This is a genomic window from Micromonospora arborensis (genome assembly GCF_003205615.1).
Lineage (GTDB): Bacteria > Actinomycetota > Actinomycetes > Mycobacteriales > Micromonosporaceae > Micromonospora > Micromonospora arborensis.
Genome location: NZ_PYBV01000042.1, coordinates 69202 through 87476 on the forward strand (window position 1 = coordinate 69202; position 18275 = coordinate 87476).

Annotated in this window: 19 protein-coding genes; 8 read left to right on the plus strand and 11 right to left on the minus strand. The window is 69.9% G+C overall.

Annotated elements, in window-relative coordinates; genetic code table 11:
- Positions 1-2: 2 nt before the first annotated feature.
- Positions 3-725 (plus strand): alpha/beta fold hydrolase, encoded by a 723-nt coding sequence (locus C7C45_RS27915; RefSeq protein WP_244200605.1) that lies wholly within the window; start codon positions 3-5, stop codon positions 723-725.
- A gap of 85 nt (positions 726-810) precedes the next feature.
- Here C7C45_RS27915 and C7C45_RS27920 read toward each other — a convergent pair whose 3' ends face one another.
- A complete protein-coding gene (locus C7C45_RS27920) occupies positions 811-3054 on the minus strand; it encodes a hypothetical protein (protein WP_110566972.1) in 2244 nt (747 codons plus the stop codon).
- A gap of 158 nt (positions 3055-3212) precedes the next feature.
- On the opposite strand from C7C45_RS27920, the gene C7C45_RS27925 reads away from it, so the two are divergent.
- Positions 3213-3695, plus strand: coding sequence for a hypothetical protein (locus C7C45_RS27925; protein WP_110566974.1), 483 nt, complete (start codon positions 3213-3215; stop codon positions 3693-3695).
- Here the strand turns inward: C7C45_RS27925 and C7C45_RS27930 are convergent.
- A complete protein-coding gene (locus C7C45_RS27930) occupies positions 3675-4322 on the minus strand; it encodes a TetR/AcrR family transcriptional regulator (protein ID WP_110566976.1) in 648 nt (215 codons plus the stop codon). The two genes, C7C45_RS27925 and C7C45_RS27930, sit on opposite strands and share 21 nt — an antisense overlap.
- Positions 4323-4419: 97 nt before the next feature.
- Between C7C45_RS27930 and C7C45_RS27935 the strand changes: the two genes are divergently transcribed.
- Entirely contained in the window at positions 4420-5577 is a 1158-nt protein-coding gene (locus C7C45_RS27935) for an FAD-dependent oxidoreductase (RefSeq protein WP_110566978.1), read from the plus strand.
- 29 nt (positions 5578-5606) lie between these two features.
- On the opposite strand, the gene C7C45_RS35905 is transcribed toward C7C45_RS27935, so the two are convergent.
- On the minus strand, positions 5607-5732 hold the full coding sequence (locus C7C45_RS35905) for a CGNR zinc finger domain-containing protein (RefSeq protein WP_110566980.1): 126 nt from the start codon (positions 5730-5732) through the stop codon (positions 5607-5609).
- A gap of 436 nt (positions 5733-6168) precedes the next feature.
- Between C7C45_RS35905 and C7C45_RS35590 the strand changes: the two genes are divergently transcribed.
- Genes C7C45_RS35590 through C7C45_RS27950 form a run of 3 tightly spaced genes read left to right on the plus strand, consistent with a single transcriptional unit; the run spans position 6169 to position 7267 of the window.
- The gene (locus C7C45_RS35590; protein WP_280101404.1) at positions 6169-6294 is read left to right on the plus strand and encodes a hypothetical protein; all 126 of its coding nucleotides are present in this window, start codon (positions 6169-6171) and stop codon (positions 6292-6294) included.
- Positions 6273-6572: a hypothetical protein gene (locus C7C45_RS27945; RefSeq protein ID WP_208641377.1), complete on the plus strand. Its 300-nt coding sequence runs from the start codon at positions 6273-6275 to the stop codon at positions 6570-6572. Before C7C45_RS35590 ends, C7C45_RS27945 begins: the two co-directional genes overlap by 22 nt.
- Before the next feature lie 53 nt (positions 6573-6625).
- Positions 6626-7267 carry a CatB-related O-acetyltransferase gene (locus tag C7C45_RS27950; protein ID WP_425271178.1) on the plus strand — a complete coding sequence of 214 codons (642 nt, stop codon included), beginning with the start codon at positions 6626-6628 and terminating at the stop codon, positions 7265-7267.
- 170 nt (positions 7268-7437) lie between these two features.
- On the opposite strand, the gene C7C45_RS27955 is transcribed toward C7C45_RS27950, so the two are convergent.
- The 3 genes from C7C45_RS27955 to C7C45_RS27965 all read right to left on the minus strand — a co-directional run bounded on the left by C7C45_RS27955 (position 7438) and on the right by C7C45_RS27965 (position 10074).
- Positions 7438-7899 carry a hemerythrin domain-containing protein gene (locus tag C7C45_RS27955; RefSeq protein WP_110566984.1) on the minus strand — a complete coding sequence of 154 codons (462 nt, stop codon included), beginning with the start codon at positions 7897-7899 and terminating at the stop codon, positions 7438-7440.
- Complete coding sequence (locus C7C45_RS27960) at positions 7889-8689, minus strand: alpha/beta hydrolase (RefSeq protein ID WP_110566986.1); 801 nt, start codon at positions 8687-8689, stop codon at positions 7889-7891. The genes C7C45_RS27955 and C7C45_RS27960 overlap by 11 nt, the downstream gene beginning before the upstream one ends.
- Positions 8690-9234: 545 nt before the next feature.
- Positions 9235-10074, minus strand: coding sequence for an AAA family ATPase (locus tag C7C45_RS27965; RefSeq protein WP_110566988.1), 840 nt, complete (start codon positions 10072-10074; stop codon positions 9235-9237).
- Positions 10075-10131: 57 nt separating this feature from the next.
- Between C7C45_RS27965 and C7C45_RS27970 the strand changes: the two genes are divergently transcribed.
- Entirely contained in the window at positions 10132-11127 is a 996-nt protein-coding gene (locus tag C7C45_RS27970) for a tyrosine-type recombinase/integrase (protein WP_110566990.1), read from the plus strand.
- Between the two features lie 6 nt (positions 11128-11133).
- Here C7C45_RS27970 and C7C45_RS27975 read toward each other — a convergent pair whose 3' ends face one another.
- The 4 genes from C7C45_RS27975 to C7C45_RS27990 all read right to left on the minus strand — a co-directional run bounded on the left by C7C45_RS27975 (position 11134) and on the right by C7C45_RS27990 (position 15830).
- Positions 11134-11781: a fasciclin domain-containing protein gene (locus C7C45_RS27975; RefSeq protein ID WP_167454848.1), complete on the minus strand. Its 648-nt coding sequence runs from the start codon at positions 11779-11781 to the stop codon at positions 11134-11136.
- 95 nt (positions 11782-11876) lie between these two features.
- The gene (locus C7C45_RS35595) at positions 11877-13955 is read right to left on the minus strand and encodes a M14 family zinc carboxypeptidase (RefSeq protein WP_280101405.1); all 2079 of its coding nucleotides are present in this window, start codon (positions 13953-13955) and stop codon (positions 11877-11879) included.
- Positions 13956-14137: 182 nt separating this feature from the next.
- Positions 14138-14941 carry an alpha/beta hydrolase gene (locus tag C7C45_RS27985; protein WP_110566996.1) on the minus strand — a complete coding sequence of 268 codons (804 nt, stop codon included), beginning with the start codon at positions 14939-14941 and terminating at the stop codon, positions 14138-14140.
- Between the two features lie 109 nt (positions 14942-15050).
- Entirely contained in the window at positions 15051-15830 is a 780-nt protein-coding gene (locus tag C7C45_RS27990; protein ID WP_110566998.1) for an endonuclease/exonuclease/phosphatase family protein, read from the minus strand.
- Between the two features lie 183 nt (positions 15831-16013).
- Here C7C45_RS27990 and C7C45_RS27995 point away from each other — a divergent pair, with 183 nt between their 5' ends.
- Positions 16014-16787, plus strand: a complete 774-nt coding sequence (locus tag C7C45_RS27995; RefSeq protein WP_280101406.1) for a sulfite exporter TauE/SafE family protein — start codon at positions 16014-16016, stop codon at positions 16785-16787.
- A 42-nt stretch (positions 16788-16829) separates the two neighbouring features.
- Here the strand turns inward: C7C45_RS27995 and C7C45_RS28000 are convergent, their stop codons facing one another.
- A complete protein-coding gene (locus C7C45_RS28000; RefSeq protein ID WP_425271179.1) occupies positions 16830-18035 on the minus strand; it encodes an IS110 family RNA-guided transposase in 1206 nt (401 codons plus the stop codon).
- Between the last annotated feature and the right edge of the window lie 240 nt (positions 18036-18275).

Sequence of the window (18275 nt, forward strand, 5' to 3'; positions counted from 1 at the left end):
CCATGTTCAGCATGACCCGCACCGCCACGGCTGCCGCCTTCGGCCCAGCCTTCGCCGGTGCGGGCCTGCGGGAGACGTACCTGGACCTGCCCGGCCACGGAGACACCCCCGCCACCTGCCCACCCACCTCGCAGGCGGTGCTGGACACCGTGTGCCGGTGGCTCGACCAGCACGTCGACGCGCCGGTCCTGCTCGCCGGTGCCTCCTACGGCGCCTACCTGGCCGCGGGCATCGCCCGCCAACGACCCGAACTGGTTCGCGGCATGCTCCTCGTCTGCCCGGGCATCACCATCGCCCGCGACAGCCGGGACCTGCCGGCGGAGCCGCCGCTCGCCGCGCCCACGGGTTGGCTCGACGCCGCCCCCGCCGCACTGCACGCCCACCTCGATGCCGCCCTGGGCCAGCGCAGCGCGGCCGTCGTCACGACAGTGCTCGCGGCCTTGAACTCCGGCGGCCCCGGTGATGCGACGTTCCAGGAGAGGCTGCAGACCGGCCCCGACTACGCGCTGCCCGACGAGAGCACCGACGTCGTCTTCGACGGCCCGGTCACCGTCGTCACCGGCCGACAGGACGGGATCGTCGGCTACGCCGACCAGTTCCGCGCCATGCGCCGTTATCCCCGCGGCACCTTCACCGTGCTCGACGCCGCCGGCCACTACCTGCCGTACGAACAACCCACGATGCTGCGATCGCTCACCCAGGACTGGCTGCACCGCACACACTAGGCCCGAGCATCCTGGCCGAGACAGCCGCCGAACTCGGACGGCGGCGGCACCGGGAACGATGCCGCCGCCGTCCGAAACATGATCTCTAGCTGACGAAGATGCGCCGCCGCCGCCGGGACCGCCAGGTCAGGGCCGCGCCCGCGAGGATCAGGGCGAGCGCGACGCAGACCAGCACCGGCACCGGCACGCTGTCGCCGGTGATCGGCAGGCCGCCACCCCCACCGCCGGCCGGCGGGTCGTCGGAGCCGCCGCCTCCCGGAGGCGTGCCAGCATCGCCGGTCGTCGGCTTGGCCCTGGTGTTGCCACCGAGCAGCAGCAGATCGTCGCTCTCGGCGTCGTCGGTCATCGTCTGCACCGACGTCCTCGTGCTCCGCGGCAGGTACTGGTGCTCCGCCGTGAACTTCTGCGTCGACACGTTCTCCTTGGGCGACTTGGAGAAGTCCACGCCGCCCATCGTGTAGACGTAGACCTGCCCGCCGGCCTCCCACTCGAACTTGTAGTCACCGTCGCGGAACGACTTGAGATATTGCTGCCAGGTCTCGTTGAAGTCCCACTTCTCGCCGCGGATCGGCCACTTCGACACGTCGCCGCTGTTGATGATCGTGTGGTAATCGGTGGCCTTGTTCGCGTCCTGCAACCGGATCCACTCGGCCGCCACCCGGGACGTGTAGACACGGCGCAGTTCGGCGTACGCGGGATCTTGACTGATCTTCTTCTCCACCGCCGGAACGATCAGCTTCTCGACGATCTTCTGGTTGTGCTCGATCTGCGCCTTGGTGGGCTTGCACGGGTCGCCGGGCAGGTCGAAGTCGAACTCCTGCGGCACCGAGTTCACCTTGAGCGGAGCATCCAGAATGTAGATGCCACCGTCCTGCTCACGCACCTGCGCGGGCTCCGGCTCGATCCAGTTGCGGATGCCGTGCAAACAGGGCAGCCCGTTGGTCAACTGATTCTCGTCCCAAAACTGCCTGCCCAACTCGGTCTTCGGGTTCATGGCCGCAACGAAGTCGTGCTTCATCTGCAGGTCGGCCTCGAGCAGCACCCGCCCGGCGTCGGTCTTGCCGAACTGGGCGTCCATCACCCGCTGCGGCTCGTCCGGGTTGAGGTTCACCCAGAACTTCTCCGGGGTGAGCGCCAACCAGGTGAAGAACGAGTCGGAGATCAGCTGGGCCTGCTCCTGGCCGCCGAAGCCGGGGTTGGTGTCCGGGTCGGGCATCTTCTCGGCGGTGAACGAGTAGTCCAGGCCCTCGCCCCTGACCGGGGCGCCGACAAAACGCAGCTCCAGGGTGGAGAAGTCGACGCCGCCAGGCCCGCGCAGGCGCTGACCGGTGGGGTCGCCCTGCCGGATGCGCTCCATCTGCTGGCGCATGCTCTCCGGGGTCGGCTTGGACTGGTTGAGCATGTCGTTGAGGCCGCCGCGCGAGCCGGAGTTCGCCTGCGGATTCGGGTTCAACGTCGGGTCGAACTTGGTGTGCGGGCCGGGGGTGAACCGCACGACGGGGGTGGAGCGGTGCTGGTAGGCGGTGACCCGGGACTTGCCGTCCGGGTGCTGTCCGGCACCGGTGCTGAGCCCGCGCAACCTGGTGGTGGTGCTGGCCTCTGGCTCCTGGCCGAAGACGTAGCGCAGCGAATAGTCCTTGAACCGCGGATCCTTGAGCACCTGGCGGTCCTTGGGCACCTGTGTGTCATCGACCGCGCCACCTGACTTGATCTCGACGAACTCTTTGGTCTTGTGGTTGACCGCGTCGTACAGGCGGCGGATGACCTTGCCGTCCGCGTCCTTGACGTCGATATCGACCTCGCAGAGCCAGTCCGGGCCGACCAGGTTCAGGTCCTGGACCACCTTTTTGTGGAAGGCCTCGCCGCGCGTGCGGCGGGCGGCGTTTTCGATGTACGCGTCGTTGAGCCAGTCCTGGAACGTGCCGGTGTACGGCCTCGAGGTGGTCTGCCGTCTGTTGTAGCTGGCGTAGACCTTGCGCGGGTCGCCCTCTTTCCAAACGTCCGGGTCAGTGCCGGCCTTCAAGAGGTCATCGGGCGTGGGCGCCGCCAGCCCGTCCATCGACTGCCGCTGGTTCACGTAGTCGTACGTGTCCCACGCCGACTTGACCCGGGTCTCGTTACCGACCGGCAGCGTCCCCGGTTTCGACGGGTTGCCGGTCAGCTTGGCCCACTCGTCGCAGCGCTTGGGGGTCCGCGGGGCCGGGGCCGCCGCCGAGGCGACGGGCACGGCGCCGACGGCCAACAGCACGGCGCAGACGGCCGCCACCAGGCTGCGCAACAGCAGGTACGCACGGAACCGAACTCTGGGGTAGCTCATGTAGATCCCCATCCAGGGAGGGATACGCCGGTGCCCCTCCCGTTTGAAGTCATCTCGTCCCCGGCGCCGTGTGGCACCATATGGAACGGATCCGCATTGGCCTGCCCCAATGCGATCGACTGACAATTATGGGTATCTGTTCGTTATCAAGCGCTGAGTGGAGACCGGGCATGAGCGACTGGGCCGACAACCCGCGACTGAACACCTGGTTGACGGCCCAACAGACGGCTTTTCCGGCCTGGGCCCGGGAAACCGGGCAGGCGTGGGACTTCACCGTGGACTCAATGGACCGCCTCGAGCAGCTGCTGCGGAAGCGGTTGGCCGCCCGGCACGACCTGCTCGCGGCCGAGGCGGTCGAGCAACCCGCGGTCGCGGTGCCGGGGTGGTATCTCGGCGAGGTGCTCAACCGCAACTACGGCACGCGGTGGCACCGCAACCCGGTCGAACCCACCCACCCCGACCAGCCGAAGACCCCGTTCGTCCAGTTCCCGGAGGACCCCGAAGCGGAGTACGACGACGAGGAGAACATGCCACCGGTCTGCAACCCGATCAACGAGATCCGCAGCCTGTTCGTCCGCGAACCCAGCTATCACCTACGGCACATTGTCAACCGATTCGAGCGGTGGGTGCCGCTACGAGACCACTCTGGCTGAGCCTGGCCCGGCCAGCCCGTGCAGCAGCAGGTCGGTGAGGGTGTCGAGGGTCTTGTCGTCGTCACCGGCCGACTCGTCGGTGGCCGGCATCGCGTAGTTCAGGGTGGCGAGCATCGCGCCGATGGCTGCCGCGACCAGCTGCGGGTCGCCGGGCAGCGGGTGGTGGCGCTCGCGTAGGTAGTCCAGATGTTCGCGCAGCGTCGTGGTCTGGGCGCGCAGGTCGCGCCAGGCGCTGCCGGAGGCGGGATCGGCCGCGATCATCGACTGGAACAGGGCGACCGTGACCGGACGGTGCTGCCGCATCACCGTCCAGGCGATCGCGAGGTGGTCGCGCAACTGCGCCCGGTCGGTCAGGTCGTGGTCCTTGGGGTGATCGCCGCTGGCCACGTGCTCGTCGGCGGTGGCCTCCATCTCGGCCAGCAGCGCCTGCAGCAGCTCCTCCTTGCTGGCGAAATGCTCATAGAACGAGCCGGTGGCGCGCCCCGCCGCAGCCGTGATGTCGGTGATCTTGGTGTTGAGGTAGCCGCGCTCGCTGAACAGCCGCCGAGCCGCGTCCAGCAGCGCGGTGCGGGTCTGCGCGGCCTTGACCTTGCGTGTGGCCGTCTCGGGCGTGGTGCCTCGGGGCATTGGTGTCCTTCCGCGTCAGGGGTTGACGGGCCCATCCTAACGAACGTACTTTCACCGAAGAACAGTTCAGTGAACCGGGGTTCGGGGGAGCGGGGACATGAGAGCGATAGTCGTCGGCGGCGGCATCGCCGGGGCCACAGCCGCACTAGCGCTGCGGCACATCGGCATCGACGTAACCGTCTACGAGGCGTACGAGGACCCGGCCGGCAACATCGGCTCGTTCGTCAGCCTCGCCAGCAACGGGCTGCGCAGTCTGGACACACTCGGCTGCCTGGCGCAGGTCCAGGACGCCGGTGTCGACATCCCACGGCAGCGGATGTGGTCGGCCGGCGGTCACCTGCTGGCCGACGTGCCACGCGGCCGGCGCAGCACCGAAGCACTGCACAGCGTCACGCTCCTGCGTGGACGGCTCGTCGCGGTGCTGCGCCACGCCGCTACCGACGCCGGGGCGCGGATCGTGACCGGGCACCACCTCGTCGGCGTCACCGAGACACCAGAGGGTGTCACCGCCGAATTCGCCAACGGCGAGCGGGCCACCGCCGACCTGCTCGTGGCCGCGGACGGCATCTGGTCGACGGTGCGCCAACTGCTCGACGCGACCGCGCCCCGCACGGAGTACGCCGGTCTCTACGCGGTCTCGGGCGTCGCCACGATGGACGGTGTCGAGCCCGGGGTGTTCAACCTGACCTTCGCCCGCAACGGCGCCTTCATCCACCTGGCCGCCGACGACCGCGAGGTGTGGTGGCAGGCGCAGATCGCGGATCCGACCCAGCCGGACCGCACCGGCATCAGCGAGGCGCAGTGGCTGAGTCGCACGGCCGAGCTCTACCAGCAGGAGGCGGTGCCATCCGCGGTCATCGCGGCGACCACCCGGCTGCACCCGACCGTGCTCTTCCACGCGGTCGACCCGGTGCCCACCTGGCACAGTGACCGCGGCGTCCTGATCGGCGACGCCGCCCACCCGGTCGGCGCCGGCCAGGGCGCCTCCATGGCGATCGAGGACGCGCTCGTCCTGGCTGCGGCCCTGCAGGCCGAGCCGACCCTCTCCGCGGCGCTGACGGCGTACGACGCCGAGCGCCGCCCCCGCATCGTCAAACTCCTCGACACCGCCGAGGACAACCGTGGGGCCAAGAAGGCCGGGCCGGTCAAGCGACGCGTGCAGGCGCTGGTGATGCGCATGTTCGTGCCGTTGTTCTACGAGAAGGCCACCACCTCGCTCTACAGCTACGAGCCTGGCAAGCTCGGCCCGCGGTAGCCGCTGCCGATGTCCTCGGTCGACTGCCCTTACGCGGTCGGAGTTCGTCTGCGCTGCCGGTACGCGGCCGCTTTGGCCCGGTCTCCACAGCCGCGCATGCCGCACCAGCGCCGCCGCGCGCCGCGCGACCGGACTCGGCGCACTCGGCGTCGCATCCCTGCGCCTGGTCGCCTCCGACAACACGGCGGAGCCGACACGAACGACCGACCTGTTCCACGGCGTCCGCGCGATCGTCCGGGCTCCGGCCCTGCGAACGATCACCCTCGCCACCAGCGTCGGCCAACTGGGCCTCGGCGGTCTCGCTGTCGTCGCCACCACCCTGGCCGCCGCCGCGCACAAACCCACGCGGGCCGGCCTGCTCCTCAACTGGCCGCCGAGGCGATCCGTACGTAGGTGTTCACCATCGGCTGCTGGTCGCCGGCTTTCCGATCCTCGCGGGGGTGGCGGGCGGCGTACTGCTGCGCCGTCAACGGCCGGGGGAGAGGGGACGTATCGATGCTTGCTGAGCTTCTTTCGCAAGCGTAGGAAGAACACCACCACCCACCGTCGGCCCCTGCATCGATCCGCCGTCCAGCGTCGAAGGAGATGCGTGTGACCACACCCAGAGGGCTCCGTCTCGCCGTGTCCGTGCTGGTGACCGCGAGCACGGTCCTGCTCGGCGCGGCAGCCGCCGCGGCACCGCCAGCGACCTCCCCGTGCCACACCCGATCGACCTGACACCGCTGCTCGGCACGTACCGGCGTGAGGGTGTCATCGTCACCGTCTCCCGCGACGACGACGGCGCGCCCCACATGCGCTACGAGTTCGTCGACGACATGGCAGACCTGTCACCACCGCTGGAGATGACCCTGGAACCGGTCACCGAGACGGTCTTCACCGCCTCCGGCGCGGGCCCATCGTTCAGCGAGGACTACATGCCGGTGGTCTTCTCCACCCTCACCAACGGCACCCAGGTCTGCTACGTGGGTATGCGCGCCACCCTTAAGGTCGCCTGACAAGCAGCCACAACCATGAGTTTGGAGAGGATCTCCAGTTGACACCTGATCCTATGGCCGTTCACCCATTGCCGGCGCATGAGCGCATGGTCTTCCTCAAGCCGCTGGTCACCTCGCCCAAGATCGTGGTGGGCGAGTACACCTACTACGACGACCCCGACGGCGCCACCGGCTTCGAGCACCGCAACGTGCTCTACGGCTACGGCCCGGAACGGCTGATCATCGGCAAGTACTGCGCAATCGCCACAGGAGCCCGGTTCCTGATGGCCGGCGCCGACCACCCGACGATGGGCGTGTCGACGTTCCCGTTCACCATCTTCGGTGGTGAGTGGACCGAACGGACCCTCGATATCGTCACCGCCATGCCCAGCCGGGGCGACACTGTCGTCGGCAATGACGTCTGGTTCGGCTACCAGGCCACCGTCATGCCGGGCGTACGGATCGGCGACGGGGCCATCATCGCGGCCGGTGCGGTGGTCACCGCCGATGTGCCGCCGTACACGATCGTCGGCGGTAATCCAGCCAAAGCGATCCGGCGCCGCTTCGAGGAGGCGGACATCGACCGGCTGCGTCGCGCCGCCTGGTGGGACTGGCCCGTTGACCTGGTCACCGAGCACACGCGCACGATCATGGCCGGCACGCCCGCCGACATCGAGCACATCGCCAAAGAGAACGGACTGGAGCAAACCCCGTGACACCCGGTGTAGCTAGGGCCGGTCGCGGTTCGTGACACGCGTCCGTCTCACCGCTGCAGCGAATTCTCGGCAGTCGCGGTGAAGGACACCGGGCGAGGCGGCGGCGGTTCCGCTCGAACCCAGGTGGTTCCCGTTCGCGCCGTCCGCCGACGGCGCGAACGGGACGTGGCTCAGCTAATCGGGCCGAAGATCTCGGTACGGTCGAAGTCGGCATCCATGCTGTCCAGCACCGCTCCCAGTTGCTTCTCCTCGTACTTGAAGTGCGTCTCCATGACCGCCTCGATCCCGTCCAGGTGACGGTGTGCCACCTCCGGGTCGGTCGAGTCGGCCACCGCCGCCTGTAATCCACCGATGAGATGCTCAATCATGTTGTGGTCCTGAGTCAGCTTCGCGACCACCGGCGCCAGGTCGGGTCGCGCCCGTAGCAGTTCCGGGAACAGCGAACCGTCCTCGGCGCGATGATGGCCGGACAGGGCAGCGCAGAACCCGTAGCAGAACAACAGCAGGTCGTTGGCGGCGCCGGCGAGGTCGCCACCGTCCAGTCCCGCCCGCGCCAAAGCCAACGCATTGCGCAGCTTGCCGTGCACCCGCTGCAGTTCTCCGCCCCAGGCGGTGACGCGGTCAGTCGACAAGAACGCCCTCCCGTCGCAGCCAGGCAGCGCACGCGGTCGTCCAGGACGCGGTGTGCGGCTCGCGCGCAATGAACTTATGCGGCTCGCCGCCGTATTCCACGCCGTCGGCCAAACCGATGCCGTGGCTGCCGCCCGGGTAGACGTGCAACTCCACCGGTACCGCCGCGGCCGCCAACGCCCGGGTCCACTCCAGGGCGTTGGGCAGGCCCGGCGGGTCCTGAGCGGTGGCCCATACGAAGGTCGGGCACACCGACGCGTCCACATGCTTGGCCGGGGATAGCTCGTCCTTGATGGGCAGCAGGTCGCCGAGCAGGTGCTCGACCACCGGCGGCGGCAGCAGGTCGAGGTCGGCCAGCGCGTAGGCCAGGATCGCGAAGTCCGGTCGGGGCGGGTCGGCGACGCCCTCCTCGATGGACAGGACCCGGCCGGTCATGAGCAGGCCGGCGAGTTGGCCGCCCGCGCTTGATCCGATGACGCCGACTCGGCCGACGTTGAGGCCGTGGTCGCCGTTGCGGATGTGGTCCAACCCGGCCCGAGCGTCTTCGAGCGGGGCCGGGAACCGGTCCGGCAGCAGCCGGTACGACAGGACGAAGGCGTGGATCCCGAGTCCGGACAGCCAGCGCGCATAGCCTTCGCCCTCGTGCGGTGGAAGTTCCCGGAAGCCGCCGCCGGGCAGGACGAGAACGGCGGGTCGGGGGCCGAAGAACCGGTCCTCGGCGGGGTACAGCGTGATCTTCTGTGAAATTGGGGTGGGAATGGCCGTAGCCACCTTCCGATACGACGCCTCCATGCCTGACGATCCATCCGCCACCGGCACGCGACGCTGCTGGCACTATATGGCCCTGCTGAAGGCCCTCGGGGGCGGGGGATGAGGGGCCGACGGCCGTCCGCCGTTGCGCCGCAGCGTCTGGCTGGTGCGGGCCGCAGACCGCGCGGGCGCGCGGGGCATGGACGCGCACGGCGCACACGGCTCGGCACACGGTCCGGCGCGTGATCGACTCCATGTCGGCGATGTGGCGGTGTCCAGCGGCTCGGATGCCGCAATGTCGCGGATACGGAGTCGATCAAGGGCGGGCTGGTTGGCGCACGCCGCGCAGACGCGGGGCGCACGGCGCACGGCGCGACCCGGTCGGGCCCGGGTCCTTGTGGCGCGGCCAGGAAGTGCTGGCTCATCACGATGCGTAGTAGCGACAAGATCGACAGCGACCAACCGCCAGTCAACAGGGCGCCGGCCGCTGTCGTCAGCCTGGACGCGGCCACCGATCCTGATTCGATAATGCACATTATGTAAAGTCGCGTTATCTGGCGGTCCCCTCACGTCGGAACGAGCGACCGCTACTCACGGGTCAGTCCCGGCGGCAGGGCGTCGTCATCGGGCCCGACACGGCGGGCGTTGATCAGCGGGTTGCGGTGCAACGCCGCGACGAGGGCGGCGCTGCCGCCGATGTCGGTCCAGGTGTCGTCCCAGAGGGCGGAGACCAGCCAGGAGCGATCCGCGGGAAAGAGCAGGTCGGGCAGCGGCCCGTCACCACGCGAGTGACCGGTCCGCCAGGTCAGGGCCTGCTCGGGTCCGGCTTCGACCAGCACGTAGGACCAGTCCCCGTACAGGGACACCCGTGGAGCACGTGGGAAGACGACGTCATGCGCGCCGGTCTTGAGATAGCCCAGCCACCACGGCTGCTCCGAGGTGTACGCGGCCAGTTCGTCGACCACGGCGCGCTCCTGGTCGACGAAGCTGACGCCGTCGGGTGGATAGAAGGTGGCGTACGCGTCGTGCGGCCGTGCGTCGGACGAAGCCCAGCGGGGCGATAGGAACACCAGCGGCTGGTAGGTCCCCGCGCTGGTGATCCGGTCGATCTCGGCGGCGAGGTCGGGGCCGACGTCGCGGCCCAGGTGCCGTGCCAGCGCGAGGGTGCACAGCGGTGACCGGTCGTGGATCTGCGCGCCGCCGTGCGCGTCGGCGGCGAGTCGGCGCTGGCGCCGCAGGCGCGCGATGGCGTCGACGAAGTCGGGTTCCTGCCAGGGTTCGGCGCACCCCTCAGCCTGCCGGGTCGCGATGATGTCGGTTGCCGCCTCCCGGATCACCAGGTGTCCACGGCGACTCAGGGCCTCGATCAGGGTGGTCTTGCCGGCTCCTGGGGCTCCGGTCAGGACGTAGCGCCGCGGTTCGGTCATCGCACTCCCCCTCTTCCACGCTTTCGGGAAACCCGAAAATGCTGCATAATATCCGTTATGCATGACAAACAGGACGAATCGCTCATGGCGTTGATCGAGGAGTTCCTGACCGCGCGGGCCACCCGCAAGCCCTCCCCGCACACCTTGGCGGCGTACCGGCGGGACCTGCACACGGTGGCCGCCCTGGTCGCCGAGGCCACTCCCCTCCCCCTGGACGCACTGTTGATCACCGACCTCTCCCCCCGGGTGATGCGGGCGGCCTTCGCCCGGTTCGCCGCGCCCCGGGCGCCCGCGTCGGTGCACCGCGCCTGGTCCACCTGGAACGGTTTCTTCACGTTCCTGGTGGCCGACGGGCTCGTGGCGGGCAACCCGATGCCGGCGGTCGGCCGACCTCGGGCGCTACTCCCCCAGCCGAAGCCGTTGCGTGGCGCGGACACCCCCGAGGTACTGCTCGCCTCGGCGGCGCGGGACGACGGTCGGCAGCGCGATCCGTGGCCGGAGCGGGACGTCGCGGTGTTGGCGGTGGCGCTCTGCGCCGGCCTGCGACTGTCGGAGCTGCTCGCGCTGCGGGTCGGCTCGCTGGGTGGTCGGCCCGGCGAGCGGCGGGTCGAGGTGGCCGGGAAGGGTGGACGGCCCCGGGTGGTGCCGATCGAGGCGGATCTGGACCGGGTGCTGATGGACTACCTGGCGAGTCGGGCGCGGCGCTTCGGTTCGCGGTCGGTACGCCCCGACTCGGCGTTGCTGGTGGATCGGCGCGGTGAGCCGTTGCGCCGTGGTGGGCTGCAGTATCTCGTGGAGTCGTGTTATCGGCGGGCTGGCATCGGTGACCGGGTGCCGCGTGGCGCGCGGTTGCACGCGTTGCGGCACACCTTCGCGACCCGGTTGGCGGAGGACGGGGCGAGCGCTGCGGAGATCATGCGGTTGTTGGGGCATGCGTCGTTGGCGTCGTCGCAGACGTACATCGAGGTGACGGCCGGGCAGCAGCGTGACGCGGTGCGGGCCAACCGAACCAACCGCGCGTTGGCGGGTCTGGTGCCCACGGACCCGGGGTGAGTGGGGTCAGTGGGCGCGGTGGTCGGTGCCGTCCGCGGTGACGGGCAGTGGGCCGAGCACGGCGTTGATGAGGTGGATGCGGGCGTTGGTGGCCTGGTAGTCGGCGCAGACGGTGTCGGCGCGGTCGGCGAGGCGGGTGGTCGGCCCGGTACGGGTGACGGTGATGGTGACGCCGTCGAGGGTGGTGGCGGTGCCGGCGTGGGCGAGCTCGTCGATCGGGTGGGTGCCGGTGATGAGGTGCGCCTTCAGCAGGGTGCGTAGCTGGTCGGTGTGGTGGGTCATGAGGTCGTCCCAGTTGTCCTCGGAGAACGTGGCGGCGAAGGCGTCGTCGGTGGGCGCCAGGATGGTGACGGTGGTGCCGTCGGGTAGGTCGGTGAGGACGCCGCTGGTGCGCAGGGCCGCTTCGAACGTGGTGAGGGTGGGGAGCCACCGCAGGGCCTCGTCGGCGGGTTGGCCGGCGAGGAAGGTCGGGTTACCGGGGTCGGTGCCGGTGGGCAGGGCGGCGCAGAGCGGCCCGGTGACGTGGGGTGCCGTGCCGTTGGCGGCTGGTGTCGCGGCGGTGCCGCTGGTGCAGGCGGCGAGCAGCAGGGTGGGCACGAGGAGGCTGAGGGCCTGCAGTCGGGGGCGCCGCGTTGCGGTGGCGGTGTGCGGCACGGCGGCCTCCACGGGTTCGGGGTTGGCAGGTGGGGGTGCCGGCGGCGCGGGTGTCGGACCCGCGCCGCCGGCACGTTGGTTCGGTTAGTTGACGGTCATAGTGCGGCGCACTGGGCGGTGCGTGGGCCGTGCACGGTGTTGGTGATGCCGAGGTTGGTCGGTGCGGGGTTGTTGGCGGTGCAGGTGAGGGGGCCGCGGATGGTGGTGCCGACCAGCAGCGGGGTGTCGGTGCCGGTGGTGTTGGCGGACAGGTCGGCGGGGCCGGCGATGGTGACGTCGATGATGGAGACGGCGTCGGTGGTGTGCGCGATGCGGACCGGTCCGTTGACGGTGCTGTCGGCGAGGAGGATGCCGGCGGCGCCGTTGGCGGTCACGGGGCCGCTGATGGTGGTGGCGGTCGTGACGAGTGCCGCGCCGGCCCGGACGGTGACCGGGCCGTTGATGGTGGCGTCGGCGGCGCAGGTGAAGCCGGAGACGACCAGGGGTCCGTTACGTCGGCCGGTGAGGGTTGGGTAGACGCGTTCGCCGTCGGTCAGCTTCTCCACGCCCAGCGGGTCGAGGAGCAGTGGGATGAGGCCGCGTTCGGGTTGGTTGAGGGGAACGTAGTAGCCGTCGCTGGTGGTGATGACCTTCCAACCGTGCGCGGCGATGCGTTGCGCGACGGTGGTGCCGACGCCGCCGGGTCCGTCGGTGCGGGCGCCGTGGTACTGGGCGTCGGTGAGTTTGTAGGCGCAGGGGGCGTTGTCGAGGATGAGGTTGGCGGGGGGCGCGTCGAGCGGCGGCGGGCTGTCGCCGGGGTGGGGTGCCGGGTGTGCGGGGATGGGACGGGAGCCGCGGAAGACCAGTCGGCCGGTGTTGGCGGCCTGGAATTCGATGGCCTCGCTGCGGGCGTGCAGGATGTCGCCGAGGTCGGTGCGGTGGTAGTCGAGGAACTGCTGGAACGTCCACAGGGCGGAGTAGGTCTTGCGGCGCCGGTTGTTGGCGGTGTTGCCCTCGTCGGGTCGGGTCTGGCCGCCGGAGCTGCGCAGTTCCAGGAGGGAGTTGGTGACGTTCTTGAGGCCGAGGGTGTTGCGCAGGATGGTTTCCTCGCTGAGGCCGACGTTGCCGCCGCCTTCGCAGCCGTAGGGGCAGGCCCACCAGCCGGCTTCGGCGCCCTTGGCGTACATGTGGCCTTCGATCATGTCCTGGGACTGGTCGAAGATGGGTTGGGCGACGTTCTGGTGGCGCGGCGGCAGCATCGGGAGGTCACCGGCGCGGGAGTTGCCGAACTCGTGGCCGTCGTAGCCGGCGACGGGTCGGTAGTCGCGGACCATTCTGATGTACGCGGCGGTCTCGGGTTGGCGGATCAGGGAGTAGTCGCGGTTGAGGTCCTGGCCGGTGGAGTTGCCGCGGGTGTTGGCGGCTCGGCCGTCGCCGTTGATGGTGGGGACGATCAGGACGGTGGTGTGGCTGAGCAGGTCGGTGACGCGGGGGTCGGTGCTGAAGGCGAGTTCGCGGGCCATGATGAGGCAGGCTTCGCGGTCGCCGGGTTCGTTGCCGTGCACGTTGCAGTTGATGGCCACCGGGGCGGTCGCGGCGACGGCCGCGGGGGTGGCCGGTGGGGTGGGGTGGCCGATGACGAGCATGTTGATGGGTCGGTTCTGGACGGTGCGGCCGAGTTCGACGACGCGGACGCGGTCGCTGAGGGTGTCGATGGCGGCGGTGTAGGCGTACTCGTCGGTGTCGCTGGTGTATTGCGCGGCGTGGGTGGTTTCCCATTGGGTGCGCAGCTGTTGGCCGGGGTTGTCGGGGTTGCCCCAGGGGGCGGTGGTGGTGGCGGTGACCGGGTCGGAGTAGGGCTGTTCGGTGGTGCCGGTGCGGGCGCGGACCCGCCATTGGAAGGTGTCGCCGGGGTTGAAGCCGGCGTCGGCGAAGGTGGGCGCCTCTTGGTTGATCTGGCGGTTGGGTCGCCAGATGCCGACGATGGTGGGTGCGCCGGTGGGGTTGTTGTCGGCGTCGACGGGGGTGCGTTCGATCTGGTAGTCGGTGGCGCCGTCGACGGGTTGCCAGGCGAGGGTGGCGAATCCGTCGGCTTGGCGGACGGTGAGGGCGTTGACCTGGTTCGGTTGCGCGGCGCGTTGGGCGTTGGCGGGGGTGGGTGCGGTGGTGAGGGTGAGGGCGATGAGGGTTGACACGGCGATGAGGGTGGGTCGCTGACGTCTCATGTGGCCTCCGACGAGGTGATCGTGGCGTGTATCGGCCAGCATGATCGTCGGCGTCTGTCGATGCAATGATCTTGGGGGAAAAATCTTGCGACTCGGGGTCGCGCTCCCCCGCCGTGGTCAGGCGGTGCTGGTGTGGGCGCGCGGCGCGGTGGTCACCGGCCGTGCCGCAGGGCCCAGTCGAGGGCGTCGTCGGCGATCTGTTGCCAACCCTGCTGCGCGGGCAGCAGGTGGGCGTACCCGTCGTAGAGCTGGACCTCGGTGATGGTGTTGTCGGCCTTGTAGTGCGCGGCGTTGGAGCGCTGCACGCTGGGCGGCATGATGTGGTCTTCGGAGCCGGAGATGAACAGCAGTGGCGCGCGCTGGTCGTTGTGGTAGTTGACGGCGATGTCCTGCGGGCCGGGCAGCAGGTTGGCCAGGACGCTGTCCCAGAGGATGCCGCCGGCGGCGGGGATGGCGTAGCGCTCGTACAGGGCGCGGGCCTCGTCCTCGGCGAAGGTGTTGGTGAACGCGTAGTTCCACTGTTCGAAGGTGAATCCGACGGCCCGGTGCCGGTTGGCCGGGTTCTTCAGCACCGGGAAGGTGGAGCGCAGCTGCGAGAAGGGGGTCACCTTGACGCCTTCGGTGGGCGCCGAGTTGAGCACGACCGCCGCGGCGCCGTACCCCCGGTCGAGCAGCACCTGGGTGAACGCCCCGCCGGCGGAGTGGCCCATGATGATCGGCGGTGTGGGTAGCGCGTCGAGCACCGTGCTGAGGTGTTCGATGACCTGCGGGGCGGTCAGTGTCTCCAGGGGGCTGGGGTCGGCGTTGATCGCCTCGACCTCGACTTCCAGCCCCGGGTACGTCGGGGTGAGCACTCGGAAGCCTTTGGCCTGGTAGTGGGTGACCCAGTGTTCCCAGCTGCGGGGGGTGACCCAGAATCCGTGGATGAGCACGATCGTGTCCGGCGTGTCGCTCATGGTCAGCTCCGTGTTGTCCGGGGGTGGCGATGGCGCAACGGCGGTGGTGTCGGTGCGTCCACCCTAGACATTCGCGAGCCGCGATGGCGGTGTTATCGCCGGGCGAGTCTCAGCCGAGGTCGACGAGCAGGGGCCGGTGGTCGGACACGGTGGACGGCGGTGCGGTGACGGCCCGCACGGGTGGGAGCTCGTCGAGGGCGTGCCGGTCGGCGAGGATGTGGTCGAGTTGGACGCGGGGCTGCCCGGAGGGGTAGGTGGGGCGTCGGCCCAGGGGGCGCCAACCGGAGATGAGCCGGGCCAGACCCGCGGGCAGGTTGAGGTCGCCGAGCAGGACACGGGGGCCGGGCAGCGCGCGCAGGGCTCGGACGGTCTGGCGGAGTTGGCGGGCGTTCCAGCCGGGCACGAACGACAGGTGGGTCGCGGCGACGGTGAGCGGGCCGTGTGGGGTGTCCAGGATGGCGGCGAGGACGACGCGAGGTTCGTCGTGCAGCAGGATGAGGCCGCCGCGGGGGCCGGGGACGTAGACCGGTGAGCGGACGGGGGCGGGCTTGAGCCGGGTGACGTGCCAGCTGCGGACCGGGTGTCGGCTGATCAGGCCGATGCCGTAGCAGGGTTCGCCGTGCCCGTCGTCGTCGTGGCGCAGCGGGCGGAACTGTTCACCGGGGGTGCCGACGAGGGCGGCGGCGAAGCGATGGTGCGGCGCGTCGAGGGCGCGGGCGGCGATGGCGGTGAGGTCGAGGTTGCCGCTGCGGTGTTGGTCGCGGTCGACCTCCTGCAGGGCGAGCACGTCGGCGTCGAGGGCGCGCACGGCGTCGGCGAGCCGGTCGGAGTTGACGAGCCCGTCGGTGAGGGATCGTCCGTGCAGCACGTTGAAGGTGGCCAGGCGCACTCCTGCACCCTACGTGCCCGTGACATGGTTGCCCGGTGGTGAAGGTGTTGCTGTGTTCCGTGCTGGTGTTCGTGGCGGTTGGCGTGTTGGGGGTGTGGTTGCGGCGTACGCGGGGTCGTTGACCGGTGAGGTTGGCCACTCCGGTGCTGGTCAGGGACGTCCCGGTCGGAAGAATTGCCGCCCGTGGACGCCGTATCGCTGAGTACTCTGCTGGCCGCTGCCGCGATGGCCGGGTGGGTCGACGCCGTGGTCGGTGGTGGTGGGTTGTTGCTGCTGCCGGCGTTGCTGGTGGCTGCCCCGGGGTTGCCGGTGGCGACCGCGTTGGGCACGAACAAGCTGGCCGCGATCTTCGGCACGGCCACGGCGGCGGCGACGTACGCCCGCCGGACCAAGGTCGACTGGCGGGTGGTGGCGCCGGCGGCGGGGCTGGCGGTGGTCAGTTCGGGTGTGGGCGCGGCGTTGGCCGGGGCGGTGCCGGCGTCGGCGTACCGGCCGGTGGTGCTGGTCGTGCTGGTGTCGGTGGCGGTGTTCGTGCTGCTGCGCCCCCGGCTGGGGGTGGTGGCGGTGCCGCAGCGGCGTACCCCGGTGCGGGTGGCGGCGGTGATCGCGGTGGCCGGGGTGGGTATCGCCCTGTACGACGGGTTGATCGGTCCGGGCACCGGCACGTTCCTGGTGTTGGCGTTCACCGCGCTGGTGGGTGCGGACTTCGTGCACGGGTCGGCGATGGCGAAGGTCGTGAACGCGGGTACGAATCTGGGCGCGCTGGTGGTGTTCGGGATGACCGGGCACGTGTGGTGGTTGTTGGGCGCGGGGATGGCGGTGTGCAACATCGCTGGTGCGGTGCTGGGTGCGCGGATGGCGTTGCGCCGCGGGTCGGGTTTCGTGCGGGTGGTGCTGCTGGTGGTGGTGTTGGCGTTGGTCGCGAAGCTCGGCCATGACCAGTGGGTGGCGCGGTGAGGATGCCCTGATCTCGGGGGGGGGGTGTCCCTATGGGTTTCGTCAAGCGGGGGCGGGTGCCTGATCTGTCGGCCGTGGTTGGTAGGGGATCTTGTCGCGGAGCATGGCGAATAGGACGTCGCAGCGGCGGCGGGCGAGGCAGATGAGGGCGGCGTTGTGGCGTTTGCCTTCGGCGCGTTTGCGGTCGTAGTAAGCCCGGCTGGTGGGGTCGGCGAGGGCTGCGAACGCGGCGAGGAAGAAGGCGCGTTTGAGGTTCTTGTTGCCGCCTCTGGGTGGGTGTTCGCCGCGGATACTGCTTCCGGATCGTCGGGTAACTGGGGCGAGGCCGGCGTAGGCGGCGAGGTGCCCGGGGGTGGCGAACGCGGTGCCGTCGCCGACTTCGAGCAGGATCCGGGCGGCGGTCCTGACGCCGATGCCGGGCATCGAGGTCAGGACCGGGGCAAGAGGGTGCGCATCAAGCATCCTCTCGACCTCACCGGCGACCTGGTCGCGTTGTCGCAGGACGTCGCGGAGGCTGTCGGCGAGGCGGGGCAGGATCGTTTCCGCCGCTGTGGTGCCGGGGACGGTGACGCTCTGCTCGTCGAGGGCGGCCATGATCTGCTCGACGAGCCGCTCACCCATGCGGGGCGCGTGCGCTGCGGCGATCGAGAGGAGTTTGCGGCGGCCGGCCTTGCGCAGACCGACCGGGCCGCCGCAACGCGACAGCAACTCCAGGACCGCCTTGTGGTGAACTTTCGGGCCCAGCACCCGTTCCAGGGCGGGATGGATCTGCGTCAGCAGTCCCCGGATCCGGTTCGACACCCGGGTGGCTTCGCCAGCGAGGTCGTCGTCGAAGCCGACGAGGACTTCCAGCTCAGCCAGGGTCTCGTCGCCGGTGTCGACCCGCCGCAGCGTGTGCGGCAGGGTGCGGGCCGCGTCAGCGATGACGTAGGCGTCACGGGCGTCGGTCTTCGCCGAGCCGGGATGCAGATCGGCGATCCGCCGCATCGCCAGGCCAGGCAGGTAGGCCACCTGATGACCGCACGCCCGAGCCACCGCGACCGGCAAGGCGCCGATCGAGGCGGGCTGGTCGACCACCACCAGAACCGCACCGTGGCGGGCGAGTTTGTCGAACAGCTGCCGCAGCCGGACCTCGGTATTCGGCAACGGCGCGTCGTGCAGCCGCTTGCCGTCCGGGGCCAACCCGACCGCGTGGTGATCACCCTTACCGACGTCCAAGCCCAGGAAGACGCCATAACCGTCGTGCACCAGACCCGCCTCCACGCATCGCATCGTGGCCTCGGCCGCAGTCAGGGCGTCGGACTGCCGGCAGCCACGTTACGAAGAGACCTACCCCAACACGGGTGGCCGTGTCCCTATCAGCGGTCCGCCGACGCCACCCGACCCAGCGACAACACCCCCCGGATCATCCGAACGACAGGGGCAGGAAGTCATACCGGGCCGGGCGACCGAGGGTCCCCGGCTGGGGACGATCAAAAAGGTAACGGG